Origin of the sequence: Rhodococcus sp. SORGH_AS_0301 (assembly GCF_030818285.1) — a bacterium.
Lineage (GTDB): Bacteria > Actinomycetota > Actinomycetes > Mycobacteriales > Mycobacteriaceae > Rhodococcoides.
Genome location: NZ_JAUTAC010000002.1, coordinates 2,493,295 through 2,515,679, shown reverse-complemented (window position 1 = coordinate 2,515,679; position 22,385 = coordinate 2,493,295). Strand labels below are relative to the sequence as shown.

The 22,385-nt window shown below is 69.7% G+C and carries 20 protein-coding genes; 13 read left to right on the top strand and 7 right to left on the bottom strand.

Translation table 11 applies throughout. The features are described from left to right. Window positions 1-55: 55 nt before the first annotated feature. From QE397_RS12360 to QE397_RS12320, 9 genes are read left to right on the top strand one after another with little or no spacing between them, the layout of a single operon-like run. On the top strand, window positions 56-2,623 hold the full coding sequence (locus QE397_RS12360) for a bifunctional FO biosynthesis protein CofGH (protein WP_222638331.1): 2,568 nt from the start codon (window positions 56-58) through the stop codon (window positions 2,621-2,623). Further along, window positions 2,620-3,447 (top strand): hypothetical protein, encoded by an 828-nt coding sequence (locus tag QE397_RS12355; protein ID WP_307095036.1) that lies wholly within the window; start codon window positions 2,620-2,622, stop codon window positions 3,445-3,447. Before QE397_RS12360 ends, QE397_RS12355 begins: the two co-directional genes overlap by 4 nt. Window positions 3,448-3,458: 11 nt before the next feature. Continuing rightward, on the top strand, window positions 3,459-3,782 hold the full coding sequence (gene fdxA, locus QE397_RS12350; protein WP_027503879.1) for a ferredoxin: 324 nt from the start codon (window positions 3,459-3,461) through the stop codon (window positions 3,780-3,782). Between the two features lie 53 nt (window positions 3,783-3,835). Beyond that, a complete protein-coding gene (gene dapC, locus QE397_RS12345; protein WP_307097534.1) occupies window positions 3,836-4,924 on the top strand; it encodes a succinyldiaminopimelate transaminase in 1,089 nt (362 codons plus the stop codon). Window positions 4,925-4,933: 9 nt separating this feature from the next. Then, window positions 4,934-5,473 carry a DUF6584 family protein gene (locus tag QE397_RS12340; RefSeq protein WP_027503877.1) on the top strand — a complete coding sequence of 180 codons (540 nt, stop codon included), beginning with the start codon at window positions 4,934-4,936 and terminating at the stop codon, window positions 5,471-5,473. A gap of 56 nt (window positions 5,474-5,529) precedes the next feature. Next, window positions 5,530-5,742, top strand: coding sequence for a hypothetical protein (locus tag QE397_RS12335; protein WP_307095034.1), 213 nt, complete (start codon window positions 5,530-5,532; stop codon window positions 5,740-5,742). A 13-nt stretch (window positions 5,743-5,755) separates the two neighbouring features. After that, complete coding sequence (locus QE397_RS12330) at window positions 5,756-7,153, top strand: acyl-CoA synthetase (protein WP_307095032.1); 1,398 nt, start codon at window positions 5,756-5,758, stop codon at window positions 7,151-7,153. 11 nt (window positions 7,154-7,164) lie between these two features. Next, window positions 7,165-8,181: an NADP-dependent oxidoreductase gene (locus QE397_RS12325; RefSeq protein WP_307095030.1), complete on the top strand. Its 1,017-nt coding sequence runs from the start codon at window positions 7,165-7,167 to the stop codon at window positions 8,179-8,181. Between the two features lie 16 nt (window positions 8,182-8,197). Beyond that, on the top strand, window positions 8,198-9,382 hold the full coding sequence (locus QE397_RS12320; protein ID WP_307095029.1) for an alpha/beta fold hydrolase: 1,185 nt from the start codon (window positions 8,198-8,200) through the stop codon (window positions 9,380-9,382). Between the two features lie 15 nt (window positions 9,383-9,397). On the opposite strand, the gene QE397_RS12315 is transcribed toward QE397_RS12320, so the two are convergent. The 7 genes from QE397_RS12315 to dapD form a co-directional block, all read right to left on the bottom strand. Beyond that, on the bottom strand, window positions 9,398-11,209 hold the full coding sequence (locus QE397_RS12315) for an ABC transporter ATP-binding protein (RefSeq protein WP_307095027.1): 1,812 nt from the start codon (window positions 11,207-11,209) through the stop codon (window positions 9,398-9,400). Further along, on the bottom strand, window positions 11,202-13,007 hold the full coding sequence (locus tag QE397_RS12310; RefSeq protein WP_307095025.1) for an ABC transporter ATP-binding protein: 1,806 nt from the start codon (window positions 13,005-13,007) through the stop codon (window positions 11,202-11,204). Before QE397_RS12310 ends, QE397_RS12315 begins: the two co-directional genes overlap by 8 nt. Before the next feature lie 91 nt (window positions 13,008-13,098). Next, window positions 13,099-14,085, bottom strand: a complete 987-nt coding sequence (locus QE397_RS12305; protein WP_307095024.1) for a crotonase/enoyl-CoA hydratase family protein — start codon at window positions 14,083-14,085, stop codon at window positions 13,099-13,101. Then, window positions 14,082-15,719: an acyl-CoA dehydrogenase family protein gene (locus QE397_RS12300; protein ID WP_222650273.1), complete on the bottom strand. Its 1,638-nt coding sequence runs from the start codon at window positions 15,717-15,719 to the stop codon at window positions 14,082-14,084. The genes QE397_RS12305 and QE397_RS12300 overlap by 4 nt, the downstream gene beginning before the upstream one ends. Next, on the bottom strand, window positions 15,716-16,339 hold the full coding sequence (locus QE397_RS12295; protein ID WP_307095020.1) for a TetR/AcrR family transcriptional regulator: 624 nt from the start codon (window positions 16,337-16,339) through the stop codon (window positions 15,716-15,718). The genes QE397_RS12300 and QE397_RS12295 overlap by 4 nt, the downstream gene beginning before the upstream one ends. Before the next feature lie 73 nt (window positions 16,340-16,412). Beyond that, entirely contained in the window at window positions 16,413-16,970 is a 558-nt protein-coding gene (locus QE397_RS12290) for a GNAT family N-acetyltransferase (protein ID WP_222627395.1), read from the bottom strand. A gap of 33 nt (window positions 16,971-17,003) precedes the next feature. Next, entirely contained in the window at window positions 17,004-17,954 is a 951-nt protein-coding gene (gene dapD / locus QE397_RS12285) for a 2,3,4,5-tetrahydropyridine-2,6-dicarboxylate N-succinyltransferase (protein ID WP_222638162.1), read from the bottom strand. Window positions 17,955-18,008: 54 nt separating this feature from the next. On the opposite strand from dapD, the gene dapE reads away from it, so the two are divergent. Genes dapE through QE397_RS12265 form a run of 4 tightly spaced genes read left to right on the top strand, consistent with a single transcriptional unit; the run spans window position 18,009 to window position 22,334 of the window. Continuing rightward, window positions 18,009-19,121 (top strand): succinyl-diaminopimelate desuccinylase, encoded by a 1,113-nt coding sequence (gene dapE, locus QE397_RS12280; RefSeq protein ID WP_307095016.1) that lies wholly within the window; start codon window positions 18,009-18,011, stop codon window positions 19,119-19,121. Between the two features lie 10 nt (window positions 19,122-19,131). Next, on the top strand, window positions 19,132-19,929 hold the full coding sequence (locus tag QE397_RS12275; protein WP_027503866.1) for a TIGR00730 family Rossman fold protein: 798 nt from the start codon (window positions 19,132-19,134) through the stop codon (window positions 19,927-19,929). Beyond that, window positions 19,926-20,504 carry a TIGR00730 family Rossman fold protein gene (locus QE397_RS12270; protein ID WP_056447448.1) on the top strand — a complete coding sequence of 193 codons (579 nt, stop codon included), beginning with the start codon at window positions 19,926-19,928 and terminating at the stop codon, window positions 20,502-20,504. Before QE397_RS12275 ends, QE397_RS12270 begins: the two co-directional genes overlap by 4 nt. A 57-nt stretch (window positions 20,505-20,561) precedes the next feature. Next, window positions 20,562-22,334: a long-chain-acyl-CoA synthetase gene (locus QE397_RS12265; RefSeq protein ID WP_027503865.1), complete on the top strand. Its 1,773-nt coding sequence runs from the start codon at window positions 20,562-20,564 to the stop codon at window positions 22,332-22,334. Window positions 22,335-22,385 lie beyond the last annotated feature (51 nt).

The following is a 22,385-nucleotide window of genomic DNA, read 5'->3' as shown; positions in this document are numbered from 1 at the left end:
ATCACCCCTGCTGTGGCACGCCTCCGGCCGGAGGGCGCATGATCGAACGGTGACGATGTTGCCCGATCCGAGTACTCCCGCGCGCGCCGACACCCGAGTGACGCCTCCCGACAGCCCGGCACCGACCGCATCGGCGCTGCGGCGTGCGCTGCGCCGTGCCCGCGACGGTGTGGTGATCAGTGTCGACGAGGCGACCACGCTGCTGCACGCCCGCGGCGACGACCTGACCGATCTGTGCGCGTCCGCGGCGCGGGTGCGGGACGCGGGACTGCTCGCCGAGAACCGCCCCGGCACGGTGACCTACTCGCGCAAGGTGTTCATTCCCCTCACCCGGCTGTGCCGGGACACGTGCCACTACTGCACGTTCGTGACGGTCCCCGGCAAGCTGCGCGCCGAGGGGCACGGGATGTTCCTCGAGGCCGACGAGGTGCTCGACATCGCGCGGCGCGGTGCCGAACTGGGATGCAAGGAAGCGTTGTTCACGCTCGGCGACCGCCCCGAGGCTCGCTGGCCCGAGGCGCAGGAGTGGTTGGACGCGCGCGGCTACGACTCGACGCTGGACTACCTGCGGGCGATGTCGATCCGCGTGCTCGAGGAGACGGGTCTGCTCCCGCACCTCAATCCCGGAGTGATGAGCTGGGAGGAGATGTCGCGCCTCAAGCCGGTCGCACCGTCGATGGGCATGATGCTCGAGACCACCTCGCGTCGACTGTTCGAGGAGAAGGGGCAGGCCCACTACGGCAGCCCCGACAAGGACCCCGAGGTGCGTCTGCGCGTGCTCACCGACGCCGGTCGTCTCACCGTTCCGTTCACCACCGGCATCCTCGTGGGCATCGGCGAGACGATCCGTGACCGCGCCGAGTCGATCATGGCGATCCGGAAGTCGCACAAGGCATTCGGTCACGTGCAGGAAGTGATCGTGCAGAACTTCCTGGCCAAGGACGACACCGCGATGCGGTCCGCACCCGATGCCGGCCTGGAGGAGTTCCTCGCCACCATCGCCGTGTCCCGCATCCTTCTCGGCCCGGCCATGCGCATCCAGGCGCCGCCGAATCTGGTGTCCGCGCAGGAGTGCGCGGCGTTGCTCGCCGCGGGCGTCGACGACTGGGGCGGTGTCTCGCCGCTCACCCCCGATCACGTCAATCCCGAGCGGCCGTGGCCGAACCTCGACACTCTCGCGCAGCTGTCCGCGGACGCCGGCTTCACGCTGACCGAACGCACGGCGGTGCAGCCGCGGTACGTCCTGGCGGGCTCACCGTGGATCGATCCGCGGATCTCGGCGCACGTGCGTGCGCTCGCCGACGACGCGACCGGGCTGGCGGTGCCCGAGACGATCCCGTCCGGTCTGCCGTGGCAGGAACCCGACGAGGTGTGGGAGTCCACCGGCCGCGTCGACCTCAACACCGGCATCGACACCGAGGGTCGCAACACCGAGACGCGCAGCGACATGGGCAGCGCGTTCGGCGACTGGGAGTCCATCCGCGAGCAGGTGGCGCACCTCGCGACGCTGGACAGCGTCGACCGCGACGTGGTCGCCGCCCTCCGTGCCGCGGAGAAGGATCCCGGCAACTGCACCGACGAGGAGTACCTGGCGCTGGCCACCGCCGAGGGTGCGGCGCTCGACGCGGTGACCGCCTTCGCCGATCAGCTGCGCCGTGACGTCGTCGGTGACGACGTCACGTACGTCGTGAACCGGAACATCAACTTCACCAACATCTGCTACACCGGGTGCCGCTTCTGCGCCTTCGCCCAACGCAAGGGCGATGCCGACGCGTTCTCGCTGTCGACCAGCGAGGTCGCCGACCGGGCCTGGGAGGCGCACGTCCTCGGCGCCACCGAGGTCTGCATGCAGGGCGGCATAGATCCGGAGCTGCCCGTGACCGGATACGCCGACCTGGTGCGCGCGGTGAAGGCGCGGGTGCCGTCGATGCACGTGCACGCCTTCTCGCCCATGGAGATCGTCAACGGGGCCTCGCGCGGTGGCCAGTCGGTGCGCGACTGGCTGACCGAACTGCGGGAGGCCGGGCTGGACACCATCCCCGGTACGGCGGCGGAGATCCTCGACGACGAGGTCCGCTGGGTGCTCACCAAGGGCAAGCTGCCCGCCCAGACGTGGATCGACGTCGTCACCACGGCGCACGAGGTGGGACTGCGGTCGAGTTCGACGATGATGTACGGCCACGTCGACAACCCCTCGCACTGGGTGGGACACCTGAACGTGCTCAAGCGGATCCAGGACCGCACCGGGGGTTTCACCGAGTTCGTGCCGCTGCCGTTCGTGCACCAGAGTTCGCCGCTGTACCTGGCGGGGGCGTCACGACCCGGACCGACGCAGCGCGACAACCGGGCCGTCCACGCACTGGCGCGGATCATGCTGCACGGCCGCATCGACAACATCCAGACGAGCTGGGTGAAACTCGGCGTGACGGGAACTCGGGTGATGCTGAACGGCGGCGCCAACGACCTGGGTGGCACGCTGATGGAGGAGACGATCTCGCGGATGGCGGGATCGCAGCACGGATCGGAGAAGACCGTCGAGGAACTACACGCGATCGCCGAGGGAATCGGACGACGCGCAGTCGAGCGCACCACCGCCTACGCAGATCGGACGGAAGCAGCATGAGCGCTGATCGATTGGGCGACGAGCGCGTCGCCGGAGTTCTCAAGGCCGCCGTGCGCGTGATCGTGCCGGTACTCGAACTGCTCGCGGACCGCGACCCGCTCGGCCTCAAGAAGCGCACGTTCCGCGAGCAGGCGGACGCCAGCGGCACGAAGGTCGACACGGCGCTGAACGCCGTCGCGTCGGTGTTCGACGCCGCCGACACACCGGGAACCAAGGCGTGGGAGTCGATGACCGTCGACCAGCGCGTCTCGTGGTGGGTCGGCCGCGTCGGCGGGATCGGCACCGTGGCGGTGGCGTTCCCCGGCATCTTCGGTGTGCTCGCTCGCCGACTTCCGCTCGGCGACGTCCTCGGGTTCGCGAACCAGGCCATCGTCCTCGTGGCCGTCGCCCGCGAGTACGGCATCACCGAGCAGGACGAGCAGGTCCGCCTGCTGGCATCGGTGCTGTGCAACCGCGAGCTGCCGAAGGGTGCCAGCATCCACGCGCCCGAACCCGACGTCGACGGCGTCACGGACGACAGCCGTGTCACCGAGCCGTCCGGTCGCTTGTCCCGGTCCCCGTTCGCGTTGCTGTCGACCTTGTGGTCGGTCACCAAGATCCTCAAGGCCGTCACCGACGAATTGGACAAGCGGCCCCGCAGCCGTACCGTTTACAGATGGCTCGGTAACCTGCCCGTGGTCGGTGCGGTCGCCGGGTACTTCGGCGAGCGCGGCGCATTGTCCCGAGCTGCGAAGCTGGGGCGCCGGTGGGTCGAGCAGAACAGCACGTCCGCGTCGAACGCGTCCCCGCGGGGCCGCGACACGCTCAGAGTTCGGAAAGGCTAAGGAGAACCTCAGTGCCGTACACGATTGCTGAACCGTGCGTCGATGTCCTCGACAAGGCATGCATCGAGGAATGCCCTGTCGACTGCATCTACGAGGGTGGACGCATGCTCTACATCCAGCCCGACGAGTGCGTGGACTGCGGTGCCTGCGAGCCGGTGTGCCCCGTCGAGGCGATCTTCTACGAGGACGACGTCCCCGAGCAGTGGTCCGCCTACGTCAGCGCCAACGTCGACTTCTTCGACGAACTGGGCTCACCCGGTGGCGCGGCCAAGGTCGGCAAGACCGACTACGACCCGCCGTTCATCAAGGCTCTGCCACCCATGGGTGAGAACTGAGCGTGACGGACGCACCGGTCGTCTCGCGTCGGTCGCCCGCTGTTCGTCGATCCGTGGCGAGCCTGTTGCCCGAGTTCCCGTGGGACACGCTGGCCGACGTCACCGCGCTGGCGCGGTCGCATCCGCACGGCATCGTGAACCTGTCCGTCGGTACGCCGGTGGACCCGGTCGCCGACGTCGTCCGTGACGCTCTCGCGGCGGCCTCCGCACAGCCGGGGTACCCCACGACAGTGGGCACACCCGAGCTGCGGGCGGCCGCCGTCAAGGCGCTCGCACGCCGCTACGGCATCGGTGGGTTGGACGAACGCTCGATCCTGCCGGTGATCGGAACCAAGGAAGTCATCGCCTGGTTGCCGACCCTGCTCGCGCTCGGCCCGGACGATCTCGTCGTCATCCCGGAACTGGCGTACCCCACCTACGAGGTCGGGGCCCTGCTCGCGGGATGCCGCACACTGCGCGCGGACGGGGTGTCGCGTCTCGGTCCCGAACGCGCGTCCCTGATGTTCGTCAACTCGCCGTCCAATCCCAGTGGCCGGGTGCTCGGTGTAGCCCACCTGCGCAAGGTGGTCGAGTGGGCCCGCGAACGCGGCACGATCGTCGTGTCGGACGAGTGCTACCTCGGACTCACCTGGGAGGGACGCGCCGTCTCGATCCTCGACGACGAGGTGTGCAGCGGGGACACCACCGGCCTGCTGGCCGTGCACTCGCTGTCCAAGACGTCGAACCTCGCGAGCTACCGCGCAGGCTTCGTGGCCGGCGATCCCGCCCTGGTCGCGGAACTGCTGGCGGTCCGCAAGCACGCGGGCATGATGGTCCCTCTTCCGGTGCAGGCGGCCATGACCGCGGCGCTGAGCGACGACGACCACGAGAACGTGCAGCGCGAGCGCTACCGGGATCGTCGGACCGCCCTCGCCGCCGCCGTGGTGGCGGCCGGATTCACCATCGATCACTCCGAGGCCGGCCTGTACCTGTGGGCCACGCGCGGTGAACCGTGTCGAGACACCGTGCGCTGGTTCGCCGAACGCGGCATCCTCGTCGCTCCGGGGGAGTTCTACGGTCCCGACGGCGGCACCCACGTCCGCATCGCGCTGACGGCGACCGACGAGCGCATCGCCGCCGCCGTCGCCCGTCTCACGGTCTGAGGCCCCGCCGTGGGAGCGCTCGACCGCGCGCAGGAGGATCTGGCCCGCGGGGAACCGTGGAGTGCGCGCAAGCGCCTGACCGCGCTCCTGGATCAGGACGCCGCCTCGCAACCCGCGCTCGACCTCCTCGGCTACGCGTGCCTGGCGATGGACGACCCGGCCGGTGCCGGTGCGGCCTGGTTCCTCACCGATCGAGACGACGCCGACCCGCTGGTGCGGCACGCGCTCGACTCGTTCGTCGCCGCGTGTCCGACGCCGTTGGTGCTCGCGCGTCGGCTGCCCATCAACGCGCCGTCGCGGGCCTATCCGCCTCGCGTGCGCGAGCGGCTCGCGGTGCTCGAGTCCCGGGTGCGTGCCAGCGGCGAGGAGTGGGAGCCGCCCGGCGAGGTGCACTACTTCGCGCAGGAGGGCGTCGACGTCGAGGCGTTCGACGAGTGGTCGGACGCTCCTGTCTCGTCCCGGTCCGGTGTGAAGATGGTCGCGGCCGTCCTGGTGATCGCCATGATCGGCACCGCGTCCATCGCGACCGTTCTCACCGTCTTCTTCTGACGACGCGCCGCCGCGAGGTCGAGGACGTGTCGGGGGCCGGTGGTACAGATGGAGTCATGAAGGATTCGCTGACGGGATGCGTCGAGTGTCTCGGCGCTCTCGACCACTGTCACGGCACGCTCGTCTTCCACTCGCACGGTGCGGTCGAGTGCACCGACGACGCCTGTGTTCTGCTGCACGCCGTCCGGCACACCCTCGTCGTCGACTGTTCCGCGGTCGCCGGGGGCTGCACGTGCGTCGAGGTCACGGAGCAGCTGCGGGCGTCGTGAGAGACTGCTCGGTGTGCTGCTCCGGTCACTGAACTCGTACGCGATCACCCACGGCGGCGACGTCGACGACGCGGTCACCGTCGGTGACGTCGTCCTCTCTCGAAGCGATCTGCTCGGGGCCGCCACGTCGGTGGCCGAGCGCATCATGGGCGTCGACCGGGTGGCCGTCCTCGCGGAGCCGACCGCCCGCACCGTCGTCGCCGTGGTCGGTGCGCTCATCGCCGGAGTGGCCGTGGTGCCGGTGCCCCCGGACTCGGGGCCCACCGAGATCGAGCACATCCTCGCGGATTCCGGTGCCCGCGGGTGGCTGGGTGTCGCGCCCGAGCACGACGGCGGTCTGCCCGTCGTCCCGGTCCGCATGCACGCACGGTCCTGGCACAGCTACGCGGAGCCGTCCGACGACGCGACCGGACTCGTGCTCTACACCTCGGGAACCACGGGCCCTCCGAAGGGCGTGATCCTCAGCCGCGGTGCACTCGCCGCCGGCATCGACGCGCTCGCCGAGGCGTGGGGGTGGACGGCGAACGACACTCTGGTGCACGGACTCCCGCTCTATCACGTGCACGGGCTCGTGCTGGGTGTCCTGGGTCCGCTCCGACTCGGCAGTCGGGTGATCCACACCGTCAATCCCTCTGCGGAGCGGTACGCCGCGGCGCGGGGAACGATGTACTTCGGGGTCCCCACCGTGTGGTCGCGAGTGGCGGCCGACCCGGAGTCCGCCGCGGCGCTGTCCCACGCTCGGTTGTTGATCTCGGGCAGTGCCCCGCTGCCGGTGCCGGTGTTCGAGAAGATCGCCGCTCTCACGGGTCTCGAGCCGATCGAGCGCTACGGCATGAGCGAGACCCTCATCACGCTGAGTACGCGCGCCGACGGTGAGCGACGACCCGGTTGGGTCGGAGTTCCGCTGCGCGGCATCGAGACTCGGCTGCGCGGTGAGGACGGGTCGGAGGTCCCCCACGACGGGGAGTCCATCGGCTCGCTGGAGGTGCGCGGCCGGTTCTTCGACGGCTACCTGAACAAGTCGGAGGCCACCGCGGCCTGCTGGACGGAGGACGGGTGGTTCCGGACGGGAGACGTCGCGGCGATCGACCCGGCGGGCTTCCATCGGATCGTCGGCCGGGAGTCGACGGACCTGATCAAGACCGGTGGGTACCGCGTGGGCGCGGGCGAGGTGGAGACGGCGATCCTCGGCGTTCCCGGAGTGCGTGAGGTGGCGGTCGTGGGACTGCCCGACGACGACCTCGGCCAGCGCATCGTGGCGTTCGTCGTGGGTGACGAGGTGGAGCCGCGATCCGTCATCGACTCTGTGGCACAACAGCTCTCGGTGCACAAGCGGCCGCGTGAGGTACGCGTGGTGGACTCGTTGCCGCGGAACGGGATGGGCAAGGTCCGCAAGAACCTGTTGGAGTAGCGTCGGGAGGCATGACCTCCTCCACTCGCATCGTCCTGGCCTCTCGTCCCACCGGCGCACCCACTGCCGAGAACTTCCGGACCGAGACGGTCGATCTCCCCGAGGTCGGTGACGGTCAGGTCTCGCTGAAGACCCTGTACCTGTCGCTGGACCCGTACATGCGCGGCCGGATGAGCGACGCCGAGTCGTACGCGGAGCCCGTCGAGGTGGGCGACACGATGGTGGGCGCCACGGTCTCCGAGGTGATCGAGTCCCGCAGTGACGCCGTGTCGGTCGGCGCCGTGGTGCTCGGCTACACGGGGTGGCAGTCGCACGCGGTGGTCGACGCGTCGTCCGTGCGAGTGCTGGATCCGGAGAAGGCGCCGGTGTCCACCGCGCTGGGCGTGCTGGGGATGCCGGGCTTCACCGCGTACTCCGGCATGACGAAGATCGGGCAGCCGAAGGCGGGGGAGACCGTCGTGGTCGCAGCGGCCAGTGGGCCTGTCGGCTCGGCCGTCGGCCAGTTCGCGAAGATCAAGGGTGCGCGTGCCGTCGGCATCGCCGGCGGTCCCGAGAAGTGTGCGTACCTGATCGACGAGCTCGGCTTCGACGCCGCCGTCGATCACCGCGCCCCGGACTTCAAGGATCAGTTGAAGGCCGCGACTCCGGACGGCATCGACGTCTACTTCGAGAACGTGGGCGGCGCCGTCGCGAAGGCGGTGCTCCCGCGGCTCAACCTCTACGCACGCGTGCCGGTGTGCGGTCTCATCGCGCAGTACAACGACACGCAGGCACCGGAGGGTCCGGATCGGCTGCCCGGCTTCTTCACGCGCGTGCTGACGAAGAGCCTGACAATCCGCGGCTTCATCCAGAGCGAATTCGTCCCGGAGCTCTACAAGGACTTCCTGCGCGAGGTCGCCGAGTGGATCGACAACGGGTCGTTCCGCTACCGGGAGGACGTGGTCGAGGGTCTCGAGAACGCTCCCGACGCGTTCTTCGGGCTGCTCGAGGGCAAGAACTTCGGCAAGCTCGTCGTCAAGGTGGCGTGACGGTTAGAGTACACGTGTGCACTCGAATCGCGATCGGAACGAAGTAGCGGGCGCTGCCGACGTCGTGGCCACGGCCATCGACATCCTCAGCCGCCCTGTCCAGGGGACCCACCGCGCGATCAACGATGTGGTGTTCGGGGTGCTGGGCCGTTCCGCGGCACCCGTGCGCATCCTGAACGAGGGCATCGCCGACCTGGTCTACGAGGCTGTGCGCGGGGGCGGTGTGGCGGCCGCCGAGGCCGTCACCGCGGTGTCCCGGCTGTTGCCCGAGGACCGCGTGTCCCACGCGGTCACGTCCACCGCGGCCGGATCGGTCGTGGTCGGCGCCGTCAACGGGCTGCTGGGCGACCGGCTCGCCGCCGAGGGCAACGACCTGACGGTGGAACTCGGGCCGCATCACGAGCGCCGCATCGTCGGGAACGACACCGCGATGCTGACCACCGCGTATCCGAAGGCCACGGGTCACGTCGCCGTGCTCGTGCACGGGCTGGGGGAGACCGAGCAGGCCTGGTACTACCGCCACGACGGGCGGGGTAGTTACGGCGAGGCGCTGGCCGCGCACGGTATCAGCGCGGTCTGTCTGCGGTACAACACGGGCGCCGGGATCGAGGACAACGGGGCGGCACTGGCCGGCCTCCTCGACGAGCTGATCGCGGTCTGGCCCGTCCCTGTCGAGCGGATCGACCTCATCGGGCACTCGATGGGCGGGCTCGTGGTGCGGCGTGCCTGTGCGGTCGAGGCGAGCAGGGCGACCTGGCTGCCGCTGGTGCGCACGGCCTGCTACCTGGGCACCCCGCACGAGGGCGCACCGCTCGCGACGGGCGTGTACCACCTCTCCCGTGCCCTGCGGAAGGTGCGGCAGACGGCGGTGTGGGCGGACCTGCTCGACGTCCGCAGCCGCGGCGTGGACGACCTGAGACTGGCCACGGACGTGGCGCTCGCCCCCGGGATCCGGCACGTCGCGGTCGCCGCCACCCTGGCCGCCGACGACACGGCCTGGTGGGCCGACGCCGTGGGAGACGGACTGGTGACGCTGCGCAGCGCACGGGGGCCGATGACGGAGTTGCACACGCTCGTCGGCACCGGGCACCTCGCGCTGCTGTCGGATCCGCGGGTGCTCGACGTCCTCACCGAACTCATGGCGGACGCGACACCGGCCGAGATCGACGACGTCACCGAGCCGGACGAGACGGTGGCCTGAGACCACCGTCCCGCGTCAGACCAGGCTCTCCTGCCACGCCGTGTTCAGGTGCGCGAACCTGCCGTCGCCGGCGACGAGGGCCTCCGGGGTGCCGTCCTCGACGATCCGTCCGTCGGCCATGACGAGAACGCGGTCCGCGATCGCGACCGTCGACAGGCGGTGCGCGATGATCAGTGCGGTCCGACCGTGCAGGATCGTCTCGAGGGCGCGCTGGACCAGGCGCTCGCCGGGGATGTCGAGGCTGGACGTGGCCTCGTCGAGCACGATCACCGACGGTGCGGCGAGGAACACCCGCGCGAAGGCCACCAGCTGTCGCTGTCCGGAGGACAGACGTCCACCGCGCTTGCGCACGTCGGTGTCGATGCCTCGCGGCAGTGCGGCCAGGAACGGGGTGAGGCCCACGGCGTCGGCGGCCGCCCGCACCTCGTCGTCGGTCGCGGACGGTCGGCCGAGGCGGATGTTGTCCGCGATCGATCCGGAGAACAGGAACGATTCCTGCGTCACCATGACGACGTTGCGACGCAGGTCGTCGTCGGCCAGGTCGCGGAGATCGATGCCGTCGAGACGGATCCGGCCGTCCGTGGGGTCGTAGAACCGCGCGAGGAGCTTGGCCACCGTCGACTTGCCGGCACCGGTGGCGCCGACCATGGCGACCACCTGTCCGGCCGGCACGTGCAGCGAGAAGGGCTGCAGCACCAGCGCGTCCGCGGCGTAGCCGAACGAGACCCGGTCGAACTCCACGTCGCCGGCCGCGATTCCGATCGGCACCGGGGTGGTGGGAGGCGCCACCGTCGGTTCCTCCTCGAGCACGCCCGAGATCTTCTCGAGCGCCGCCGCGGCCGACTGGTACGCGTTGAACACCTGCGCGAGTTCGTCGAGCGGCCCGTAGAAGCGGCGGAGGTACAGCACGTAGGCGGCGAGCACGCCGATGTCGAGGGCACCGCCGATGACCCGCATGCTGCCCACTACCACGATGACGGCGAGGGTGGCGTTGCCGATCCAGCGCACGATGCCGGTGTAGCTCGCCATTCCGCGCAGCGCAGTGGTGGTGGCGTCCCGGTACTCGGTGTCCTCCGCGAGCAGGATCGCGTCGTTGCGGCGCTCGCGGCGGAACACCTGGACGGCGCGGATGCCGACCATCGACTCGACGAAGTGCACCACGACGCGCGCGATGGACACCCGGGTGCGTCGGTAGGCGCGGCGCTGGCGGCGCTGCGACCAGCGTGTGATCAGTAGCAGCGGAACGAATCCCGCGAGCACGACGAGGGCCAGCGGAACGTCGAGCCAGAACAGGATGATCGCGATCGAGACCATCGACAGGATCGCGGTCAACGCATCGTTGAGCGCGCTCTCGAGAAGCGTCTGCAGTGATTCGACGTCGCTGGTCAGCCGCGAGATCACCTTGCCGGACGTGTACTTCTCGTGGAAGGACAGCGACAGTGCCTGCGCGTGGCGGAACACCCGCTCGCGCAGATCGAACAGGATGTCCTGGCTCAGGCGGCCCGAGACCATGAGGAACGCGTACGTGGTGGCGGCGCCGAGGAACCCGACCACGACGTATCCCGCCACGGTCCACACCAGCGGCGCCCATCGTCCGTCGACGGCAGCGGCGACGCCCGTGTCGAGAGCGTGGGCGATGAACAGCGGTCCCGCGACGAACGCCAGGTTGTCCAGGAAGATGATCGCCATCGCGAGGACCGTGCGGCGGCGGTGCGGACGCAGCAGCGAGAAGAGCAGTCGACGTGAGCGACCGGCCAGGACGAGGTTGCCTGCCCGGTCCACGTCGGTGTCCTCACCGCCGACGCCGCGCCAGTCGGTGTCAGCCATGATCTCGCTCCGCTCCCGACATCGAGCCCATCACGTCGCGGTACGCCGCCGAGGTGGCGAGCAGGTGCTCGTGCGTCCCGGTCTCCATCACCGTGCCGTGGCCGAGGTGCACGACGCGGTCCGCGAGCGCGGCGGTCGAGGGGCGGTGTGCCACCAGCACGGTCGTGGAGTGCGCGAGCACGGTGCGCAGCCGGCGCTGAACCGTCGCCTCGGTGTCCACGTCGAGCGCGGAGAGCGGATCGTCCAGCACCAGCACGCGGGGCCGGCCGAGCACCGCCCGCGCCAGCGCCAGACGCTGGCGCTGACCTCCGGACAGGCTCAGTCCCTGCTCGCCGATCCGGGTGTCGAGGCCCCACGGCAGCTTCTCGACGAAATCCGTCGCGTGCGCGATCTCGAGTGCCTCCGCGACGTCCTCGTCCGTCGCGTCGGGACGGCCCAGCGCGACGTTCTCGCGCACACTGGCCGAGAACAGCACCGGCTCCTCGAAGGCGACCGAGACCACCGAGCGCAGATCCGCCAGCCGCATCGATCGGACGTCGACACCGTCGAGAGTGATGGCGCCACCGTCGACGTCGAACAGCCGAGGGATCAGCGTCGTCAGGACAGACTTCCCCGTTCCGGTGTTGCCGACGAGAGCCACCGTCTCGCCCGGACGCACCTCGAACGTGACGTCGTGCAGGAGGTGGTCGGACGCGTCCGGGAATGCGAAGGAGACGTGGTCGACGCGGATGTGCCCCCGCACCGGATCGGGCAGGGGGACGGGCGATGCCGGATCGACGATGGTGTCCGGGGTGTCCATGATCTCCCAGTACCGATCCGCCGCCGTCCGCGCGTTGTTCAACTCGGCGAGCAGGAAACCGAAGGACTCGATGGGCCACAGCAGGAAGGCGACGACGGCCATGGTCGCCACCAGGGTTCCGGCCGTCAGGGTCCCCGTCACGATGGCGTACGTCCCGTAGGCGAGCATGCCGCCGACGGCCACCGGTGGCAGTCCGACGATGACGGTCCACAGGATCGCGAGGTACCGCACCTTGGTCAGCTCGGTCGTGCGGAGCGTCGCGGCCTGCGCGAGGAAGCGGCGGCCCAGGTGCGCGCTGCGGCCGAACGCCCTGAGCACCCGGATGCCGTGGATGGACTCCTCGACGGTGGTGGTGACGTCGCCGGCCTGGTCCTGGGCGTCGCGTGCGACGACGCGATAGAGCTCCTCGAACCGGACACACGCCCACACCAGCGGGATCGCCACGACGAGCATGATGACGCCGAACTGCCATGCGCGGGAGAGCAGGACACCGAGTCCCACGACGAGGGTCACCGCGTTGATGATGATGAACGGTCCGATGAAGGCGACGAAGCGGCGCAGCGCGGACAGGTCGGAGATGGCGCGGGAGAGCAGCTGGCCCGATTCCCAGCTGTCGTGCGCGGCCACCGACACGTGCTGCAGCTTCGCGAACACGTGCGCGCGGGCCGTGATCTCGAACTGACTCGACGGCCCCGACACCAGGTAGCGACGGATCCAGATGCCGGCGGCATCGATCGTTCCCAGCAGCAGCACCAGCGCCGCAGGCCACAACACGCCGGCGACGTCGCCGCGGGTGATCGGGCCGTCGATGATGCTCTGGATGACGAGCGGGATCACCAGGCCGGTGAGCGTGGCGATCAGCGAGACCACGATGGACCCGACGAAGTACCAGCGATACGGCGCCAGGAACGGGGCGAAGCGGCGGAGCGACGAGGTCACCGTCGCGGAGGACGCCTCGACCGCACGTCTCGTTCCGCGATCGAGCACTCCGGTGGACACACACGACTCCTCACGTACCGCTCGACTGTCTCATCGAGCCGTACTCGGAGCCAACCGATTTATCGCGGGGCCTGTTCCCCCCGTTCTCACGTCACCTCCGCTTCGCATCACCGAACGGTTCGTCGCGTTCCTGGACGGCCTGCCGGAATCCGACGGTGGCAGCGCGGTTCTGGAACGCGAAGCCCTCCCGGGTGTGCCGGGCGACGCCGTCGAAGACCGTGCTGATCATCGTGGAGGTGTGCACGCCGGAGCTGATCAACGCGCTGTTGAGCGCCAGCTTGACCATCATCAGCTGGTTGATCGGCATGCGCGCGATCCGTGCGACCAGTTCCTCGGTGCGGGCGTCGAGCTGATCCGCGGGCACCGATTCGACGGCGAGACCCCACTCCGCCGCCTGCGCCCCGGTGAGACAGTCACCGGTCAGCAGCAGTCGTTTGGCGCGCTGGTCGCCGAGGCGGTGTGCCCACATCCCGGCGGCGGGAACGCCCCAGACGCGGGTCGGCGGGTAGCCGATCCGCGTGTCGTCCGCACAGATGATCTGGTCGGCGTACAGCGCGATGTCGGTACCGCCGGCCACGGCGAAACCGTGCAGCTTGGCCACCACCGGCTTGTTCGCGTGCAGCAGGCTGGCGAATCCGCGGTTGAATCGGCTCATCATCGCGTAGTCGATCATCGGGTCCCACTGGCCCGACGGATCGTGGTTGCGGGCCTGGACGACGGGGTCGAGAACCGTCCCCGTCGTGTCCACGGCCCCGCTGTCGCGCCGATCGAGATTCTCGGCGTAGATCGACAGGTCGTAGCCGCCGCAGAACCCCTTGCCGCGACCGGACAGCAGCATGACGTGTACTCGCGGATCGAGATCCGCCCGCTCGACGGCCGCCGCCAGTTCGACGGGGGTGTCCGCGGTGATGGCGTTGCCGTGCTCCGGTCGATCGAAGGTGATCCGGGCGACCCGCCCGTCGACCTCGTAGGTGAGCGTCCGGAACGTCGGGGAGTCCTGCTGTGGAGTCCGGCCGGTGAAGGGGGAGTCGGCTCCCTCGTCCCACCCCTCCCGCCACGGGGCGGGTGCGTCGGTCACGCGGGAACCTTCGGCGTCGATCGCTCGATGATGGCGGCCGTGTCCACCCCGGTCGGCAGGGTGCCGTACACGCTGCCCCAGTCGCCGCCGAGTCGGCTCGTCGTGAACGCGTCGGCGACCGCGGGGTGGCCGTGCCGCACGAGCAGCGAGCCCTGCAATGCCAGTGCCATCTCGCCGACGACGCGGCGTGCCCGCTGTTCGAGGGTGGCGATATCGGTGAAGGAGTCCTTCAGCGACCGCACCGCGGCGTCGAGCGCCGCATCGGCTCCGCGGCAGCCGTCGAGCTCGTCGAAGAACACGGCGAGCGTCTCCGGCTGTCGTGCCACGGCGCGCAGGGTGTCGAGCGCCGCGACGTTGCCCGAACCCTCCCACACCGACAGCAGTGGAGCCTCCCGGTAGAGCCGCGGCATCCTCGACTCCTCCGCATACCCGTTGCCGCCCAGGCATTCGAGGGCCTCCGCCGCATGCGCCGGGCCGCGCTTGCACACCAGGTACTTGCTGACGGAGAGGCTGATGCGCCGCAGTGCGGCGGCACGCTCGTCGCCCGCAGCTGCCTGATCGGTGAGCGCGGCGAGCCACAGGGCGACGGTCGTCGACGCTTCGGACTCGATCGCGAGATCGGCGAGGACGTTGCGCATGAGTGGCTGGTCGACGAGGTTCTTCCCGAACGCCTGCCGGTGCACCGCATGATGCACGGCCTGAGCGGTGCCCGCCCGCATTCCCGTGGCCGACCCCAGGGTGCAGTCGAGCCTCGTCATGTTGACCATCTCGATGATGGTCCGCACGCCGCGACCCTCGTCGCCGACGAGCCAGGCGGTCGCGTCGTCGTACTCCACCTCGCTCGAGGCGTTGGAATGGTTGCCCAGCTTGTCCTTCAGGCGCTGGATCGCCATGGCGTTGCGAGTGCCGTCCGGGAGGACGCGGGGCAGGAAGAAGCACGACAGGCCTCCGGGCGCCTGCGCGAGGACCAGCAGGACGTCCGACATCGGCGCCGACGTGAACCACTTGTGGCCGGTGATCCGGTACGAGCCGTCCGGCTGCGGCACGGCCGTCGTGCGGTTCGCCCGGACGTCGGAACCCCCTTGCTTCTCGGTCATGGACATGCCCGCGATCAGACCCGTCTTGGTCGCGGGAGGACGGTACGAGGGGTCGTACGTCGACGAGGTGAGCAGCGGTTCGTACAGCGCGGACAGTTCCGCGTTCGCTCGGAGTGCGGGAACGACGGCGTACGTCATGGAGATCGGGCACCCGTGCCCCGCGTCCACCGCGCCCCAGACGCTGAACTTCGCGGCACGGATCAGATGTGCGTGCGGTGACGGGTCGCGCCACGGCGCCCCGTGCATGCCGAATTCGACTGCCGTGCGCATCAATTCGTGGTACGCCGGGTCGTAGACCACCTCGTCGATGCGGTTCCCGTAGCGGTCGTGCGTGTGCAGGACGGGCGGATGCTCCTCGGCGAGATCGCCCCAGCGCTGCGCCTGCTCGCTCCCGGCCAGCCGACCGAGCCGGTGCAGCTCGTCGAGCGCGTCGTCGGCGCCCTCGCGGTGCAGGGCCTCCAGGACGACCGGGTGGTCGGCGACGTCGTGGCCGATGAGCGGCGGAACCTGATTGGTGACGGTGTGCGTGGGGGTCATGACGCTCTCCTGTCGGTCGGGGCGCCGAGGGCGCGGAGTGTGAAGGTCTCGAGTGCGGCGAGAACGCGAGCGTCGGCCTCGCCGCGGGCGAGTGGGACGACCAGTGCCTCGCCGATGGCGCCGACGATGCACGCCGCCGTCAGGGGCGCGTCCTGGTCCGGGAGTTCACCGGCCAGGGCGGCGGCACGGATGGCGGCGGCGAACGCGTCCGCGAACGACTGCCGGAAGGCGAGACGCTCGGTGTCGACGAGGGCGTCGATGGGCTCGGCCAGCAGCGCGTACGCGAGAGTCGGTGCGCGACAGGCGCGATCGCAGAAGGTGCGGACCGAGGCGAGCAGGCTGTCGGTGTGGGTGCCGGTCGCGGCGGCGCGCAGACCCGCCGCTGTCGCGGCGGCCACCTCGCGGCTGCAGGCGTCGCGGAAGACCTCGGCGAACAGTTCGCCCTTGCCGGGGAAGTAGCGGTAGACGGTGCCCACACCGATGCCGGCGCGGGCGGCCACGTCGGCCATCGAACATGCGGCGTACCCCCGCTCGGCCACGAGAGACAGTGCAGCGGTGACGATTCGAGATCGGGCGGCATCGAGCCGCTCCTGGACCGCAGCGGTCCGTCGGTACACCATGGCAAGAAGTGAACGCCCGTTCCGCACTGGTGTCAAGGACGGAACGGTGATTCACATGTTCGGGAGGGCAGGACTACCAGCGCGACCCGACGCGATTGTTGACCAGCAGCGTGCCGTCCGGATCGAGACGGGACTCGGGACGGAACACCATGACGGCGTCGTCCTCGTCGGGCGGTGTCGGCTCCTCCGTGTTGCCGATGCCGCCGAGCAGTCCGCGCCACAGCACCCAACCGCGCCGCTCGTAGAACCCGACGGCGTCGGGAAGGGAATTGAGCACGCCGACCACGTCGTCCGACTCGATCTGCTCCTCGATCGCGGCCATGAGCCGCGCACCCAGCCCGGTGCCCCGGAACTCCGGGTCCAGGGCGACGGCCTCGACGAAGCCGCCGTCGAACTCGTCGCCGCCGTGGTGGAGAAGGCGCGGCACCACGGCGGCATGGCCGATGATGCGGTCGCCGTCGCGGAGGATCACGTGGGTACCGCCCAGGGCGTGCTGCCAGTCGTGCGGGGTGAAGCGCTCGCCGAAGGCGCCGCGCACCAGCCCCTCGCACGTGTGGGCGTCCGCGTCACTCAGATCGTCGGTGATCACCGACTCGAGTCGCGGTTCCTGCTGTATCGCTTCCTGGCTCACGGTCCCCCCGGACGCAGCCTGCCGCCGAATCGCTCAGTCGTTGGCGTGCAGGATCGAGTTGAGCTCGACGCCCGTACCCTTCCACGGCACGACCTCGACGGCACCGGAAACGGAGTTACGACGGAAGAGCATGTTCGACTGCCCACTGAGATCGGCCGCCTTGACGACGGTGCCGTCCGGGCCGGTGACCTTGGTGCCCGCGGTGATGTAGAGGCCCGCCTCGACGACGCAGTCGTCGCCGAGGGAGATGCCGAGCCCCGCGTTGGCGCCGAGCAGGCAACGCTGTCCCACCGAGATGACGGCCTTGCCGCCGCCGGACAGAGTGCCCATGATCGAGGCGCCGCCGCCCACATCGGAGCCGTCGTCGACGACGACGCCGGCGGAGATGCGGCCCTCGACCATGGACGAGCCGAGCGTGCCGGCATTGAAGTTCACGAAACCCTCGTGCATGACCGTCGTGCCGGACGCGAGGTGGGCGCCGAGGCGCACGCGACCGGCGTCGCCGATGCGGACACCGGTGGGGAGCACGTAGTCGACGAGTCGCGGGAACTTGTCGACACTGAAGACGGTGACGGCGCCCCGTGCACGGAGACGGGCGCGCGTCGCCTCGAAGCCGTCGACGGCCGCCGGGCCGTGGTTGGTCCACACCACGTTGGACAGCAGGCCGAACTGGCCGTCCAGGTTGAGGCCGTGCGGCCGGACGAGGCGATGCGAGAGCAGGTGCAGGCGCAGGTAGACGTCGTGCGCGTCGACCGGGGCGTCGTCGAGGGAGGAGATGGTGGTGCGCACCGCGACGATGTCGAGGTCGCGGGCGTCGTCGTGTCCGACCAGCGCGGCCAGTTCCGGGGGAACGTCCGCCGCGTCGAGCCGTGCGGTGCCGGTCTCGGCCACCTCGGCGAGCTCGGGAGCGGGGAACCAGGTGTCCAGCACCGTTCCCGACGGGGTGATGTGTGCGATGCCGACTGCCGATGCTCCTGTGGTCACGGGGACCGAGCCTAGAGGACGACCGGACGGCCGGGCGAACGTAAGGTCGGCTGCGTGAGCGCACCGATCTCCCTGGACCTGCACGCCGATCCCGTCGACCTCACGGCGGCGCTGGTGGACGTTCCCAGCGTCTCGCGAGACGAGGCCACGCTGGCCGACGCGGTGGAGCGGGCGCTGCGCGAGCAGACCACGGGATTCGAGATCGTGCGCTCGGGCGACGCCGTGCTGGCCAGGACGAACCGGGGGCTCCCGACGCGGGTGATCCTCGCGGGTCACCTGGACACGGTCCCCATCACCGACAACGTGCCGAGTCGTCGCGAGCGCGGGCACGCCGAGGGCGACGTCCTCCACGGATGCGGAACCGTCGACATGAAGTCGGGGGACGCGGTGTTCCTGCACCTGGCGGCGACGGTCGCGGAGCCCACCGCGGACCTGACGCTGATCTTCTACGACTGCGAGGAGATCGAGGCGTCGGCCAACGGTCTGGGTCGCATCGAGCGGGAGATGCCCGAGTGGCTGCGCGGAGACGTCGCGATTCTCGGTGAGCCGTCGGGTGGCTACATCGAGGCGGGGTGCCAGGGGACGCTCCGCATGCGGTTCACCGCGACGGGGACGCGCGCCCACTCGGCCCGATCATGGCTGGGAGACAACGCGATCCACAAGCTGGGCACGCTGTTCGACCGGCTCGCCGCGTACACGCCGCGCAGCGTGGACATCGACGGCTGCGTGTACCGGGAGGGACTGCAGGCGGTCCGTGTCAGCGGCGGCGTCGCCGGGAACGTGGTCCCCGACGAGGCATTCGTCGACGTCAACTTCCGCTTCGCCCCCGACCGCAGTGTGGAGCAGGCGATCGAGCACGTGCGCGAGGCGACCGACGCGGAGCATCTCGATCTCACCGTCGAGGTGACCGACAGGTCGCCGGGCGCGCTGCCGGGTCTGGCCGCACCCGCGGCAGCGGCGCTGGTCACGGCGGCGGGGGGGAAGTTCCGCGCCAAGTACGGCTGGACCGACGTCTCCCGGTTCTCCGCGCTGGGCATCCCGGCGGTGAACTACGGTCCCGGCGATCCCAACCTCGCGCACAAGCGCGACGAGCGTGTACCGGTGCAGCAGATCACCGATGTCGCCGACGTCCTGCGCCGATATCTGACCGCCACCGACGCCCACTAGCCTCTCCGTCATGGGAGCGCACGAGAGCCGGGAGAACGCCGGCGAGAGGTCCACGAACTACCGCGGGCCCGTCATGGACCGACGGGAGTTCGGTGGGTCCACCACCGATCAGCGGCTCCTCGACTCGCGGGGCTCCGCCGACTGGCTGCACACCGATCCGTGGCGGGTGCTGCGGATCCAGAGCGAGTTCGTCGAGGGCTTCGGCGCACTGGCGGAACTGCCTCGGGCCGTCACGGTGTTCGGGTCGGCACGGACGTCGCGCGAGTCCGCGGAGTACGCGCTCGGCGTCGAGCTGGGCACCGCGTTGGCCGGCGCCGGTTACGCCGTGGTGACGGGCGGGGGACCGGGCGCGATGGAGGCCGCCAACAAGGGGGCCTGCGAATCGGGCGGGTTCTCGGTCGGCCTCGGTATCGAGCTGCCCTTCGAGCAGTCGCTCAACGAGTGGGTGGACCTCGGCGTCAACTTCCGCTACTTCTTCGTCCGCAAGACGATGTTCGTCAAGTACTCGCAGGCCTTCGTCTGCATGCCGGGCGGATTCGGCACGCTCGACGAGTTGTTCGAGGCACTCACGCTGGTGCAGACCCGCAAGGTCACCCGGTTCCCCATCATCCTGTTCGGCACGCAGTTCTGGGGCGGGCTGCTCGACTGGATCCGCACCACGCTGGTGGCCGCCGGCACGGTGTCCGAGGCGGATCTCGAGCTGATCCGCTGCACGGACAGTGTCGCGGAGGTGGTCCGCTGGGTCGACGAGAGCCGGGCGGCCGAGATCGCGGCGACCGAGTCGCGGGCGAGCGAGACCGAGCAGTGACCGGGTCGATCGCGGTGTGCGTCTACTGCGCGTCCGGCCCGGTGGAGCAGCATCACCTCGATCTGGCCGCCGCCGTGGGCACCGAGATCGGACGTCGCGGCGGCACGTTGGTGTCCGGGGGCGGCAACGTCTCCATGATGGGCGCCGTCGCGGCGGCCGCACGCGCCGCGGGGGCATTCACGGTGGGAGTCATCCCGCAGGCCCTGGTGCACCGCGAGGTGGCGGACATCGATGCCGACGAGCTGGTGGTCACCGAGACGATGCGCGAGCGCAAACGCATCATGGACGACCGGGCGGACGCGTTCATCACGCTCCCGGGCGGGATCGGCACGCTCGAGGAACTGTTCGAGACCTGGACCGCCGGATATCTGGGAATGCACGACAAACCGGTCGTAGTCTTGGATCCCGTGAACCACTTCACACCGCTGTTCGACTGGATGCGCTCGCTCGTCGGGACGGGATTCGTCTCCGAGCGCTCGCTCGATCGCCTGGTCGTCACGGCGGACGTGGACACGGCTCTGACGGCGTGTGGGCTCGTGCAGGGCACGCGCACCGTGAACATTACCAATCAGTAAGGTAAGCGTCGTCACAGCCGGAGACGCAGCCGGCTCGCCAGGGGAGGGAACCACAGCATGGGTGCCGAGGCTCGTCACAAGGTCGGATTGCTCGACATCGCCGCCACACTTCCGAAGATGACGGCGGCGCTGCCCAGTGTCCTCCGGGGTGTGCCCGGGTTCCTGCGCAAGCCCGACGACAAGGAGTCGATCGGCCACATCTTCCAGCGCGTCGCGGCGAAGACGCCGGACCACCCGTTCGTACGTTTCGAGGGAGACACCCTCACGTACGGCCAGGCCAACGATCTGGTGAACCGGTACGCGAGCGTGCTCACCGACCGCGGCGTCCGGCGCGGTGACGTCGTCGGTGTGCTGGCCAAGAACTCGATGCGCACGCTGCTGGTGGCCCTGGCCACCGTCAAGCTCGGCGCCACGGCCGGAATGCTGAACTTCAATCAGCGCGGCGACGTGCTCGAGCACAGTCTCGGCATCCTCGACGCGCGCGTCCTCGTCGTGGACGGCGACTGCGTCGAGGCCCTCGAGTCCCTCGACGAGGCGCTCCCGGAGAAGGTCATCCTGCACGCGGACGAGCTGGACGAGAAGGCGGCGTCGGCGAGCGCGGAGAACCCTGCCACCACGGCCGAGGTCCAGGCCAAGGAGAAGGCGTTCTACATCTTCACCTCCGGCACCACGGGCATGCCCAAGGCCAGCCTGATGAGCCACTTCCGCTGGATGAAGTCCATGTCCGGTCTCGGCAGCATGGGCGTGCGTCTGGACAAGAACGACGTCCTCTACTGCTGCCTCCCGCTCTATCACAACAACGCGCTGACGGTGTCCCTGTCGTCCGTGCTGGCGTCCGGCGCCACCATCGCCATCGGCAAGCAGTTCTCGGTGTCCAACTTCTGGAAGGACGTCCGCGAGAACGAGGCCACCGCGTTCACCTACATCGGTGAGCTGTGCCGCTACCTGCTGACGCAGGACGAGACCCCGCAGGACTCCGACAACACGATCAAGCTGATCGTGGGCAACGGGCTGCGCCCGGAGATCTGGGAGGAGTTCACCACCCGCTTCGGCATCGAGCGCGTGGCGGAGTTCTACGGCGCCAGCGAGTGCAACATCGCGTTCATCAACGCCTTCAACATCGACCGCACCGCAGGCTTCTGCCCGTTGCCGTACGCCGTCGTCGAGTACGACGACGAGACGGGCAAGGCCAAGCGGGACGACAACGGTCGGCTGCGCAAGGTGGGGTCCGGCGGCGTGGGCCTGCTGCTGTCGAAGATCACCGACCGCGCGCCGTTCGACGGGTACTCCGACGAGGAGGCCACGAACAAGAAGCTCCTCAAGGACGGGTTCAAGGACGGCGACTGCTGGTTCGACACCGGAGACCTGGTGCGTCAGCAGGGCTTCCGGCACGTGGCGTTCGTCGACCGTCTCGGCGACACATTCCGGTGGAAGGGCGAGAACGTCGCCACCACCCAGGTGGAGGGCGCGCTCAATTCGCACCCCGACGTCGATCAGGCCGTGGTCTTCGGTGTCGACGTTCCCGGTACCGACGGCAAGGCGGGCATGGCGGCGGTGACCCTGCGCCACGACAAGAGCTTCGACGGCGCGAGCTTCGCCGAGCACGCCTACAAGAACCTGCCCGGCTACGCCGTGCCGCTGTTCATCCGCGTCGTGGACTCGCTCGAGGCCACGTCCACGTTCAAGAGCAAGAAGGTCGAGCTCCGCAAGGTGGGCTACGGCGACGGGGACGGCGACCTGTTCGTCCTGAAGGGCAAGTCCGGCGGTTACGTCGAGAGCTACGACGAGTACGTCGACGAGGTCGGTGCCGGCAAGCTGCCCAAGGGCTGAGGTGGCCCCCGGGGACGGGCATCATGGTGGTGTGAGCGCACCCGAGACGTC

Coding starts and splice junctions, on each gene's coding strand:
- QE397_RS12360 (WP_222638331.1), top strand. CDS start 56: ATGTTGCCCGATCCGAGTACTCCCGCGCGCGCCGACACCCGAGTGACG.
- QE397_RS12355 (WP_307095036.1), top strand. CDS start 2,620: ATGAGCGCTGATCGATTGGGCGACGAGCGCGTCGCCGGAGTTCTCAAG.
- QE397_RS12335 (WP_307095034.1), top strand. CDS start 5,530: ATGAAGGATTCGCTGACGGGATGCGTCGAGTGTCTCGGCGCTCTCGAC.
- QE397_RS12325 (WP_307095030.1), top strand. CDS start 7,165: ATGACCTCCTCCACTCGCATCGTCCTGGCCTCTCGTCCCACCGGCGCA.
- QE397_RS12315 (WP_307095027.1), bottom strand. CDS start 11,209: ATGGCTGACACCGACTGGCGCGGCGTCGGCGGTGAGGACACCGACGTG.
- QE397_RS12300 (WP_222650273.1), bottom strand. CDS start 15,719: ATGACCCCCACGCACACCGTCACCAATCAGGTTCCGCCGCTCATCGGC.
- QE397_RS12295 (WP_307095020.1), bottom strand. CDS start 16,339: ATGGTGTACCGACGGACCGCTGCGGTCCAGGAGCGGCTCGATGCCGCC.
- QE397_RS12275 (WP_027503866.1), top strand. CDS start 19,132: ATGGGAGCGCACGAGAGCCGGGAGAACGCCGGCGAGAGGTCCACGAAC.
- QE397_RS12265 (WP_027503865.1), top strand. CDS start 20,562: ATGGGTGCCGAGGCTCGTCACAAGGTCGGATTGCTCGACATCGCCGCC.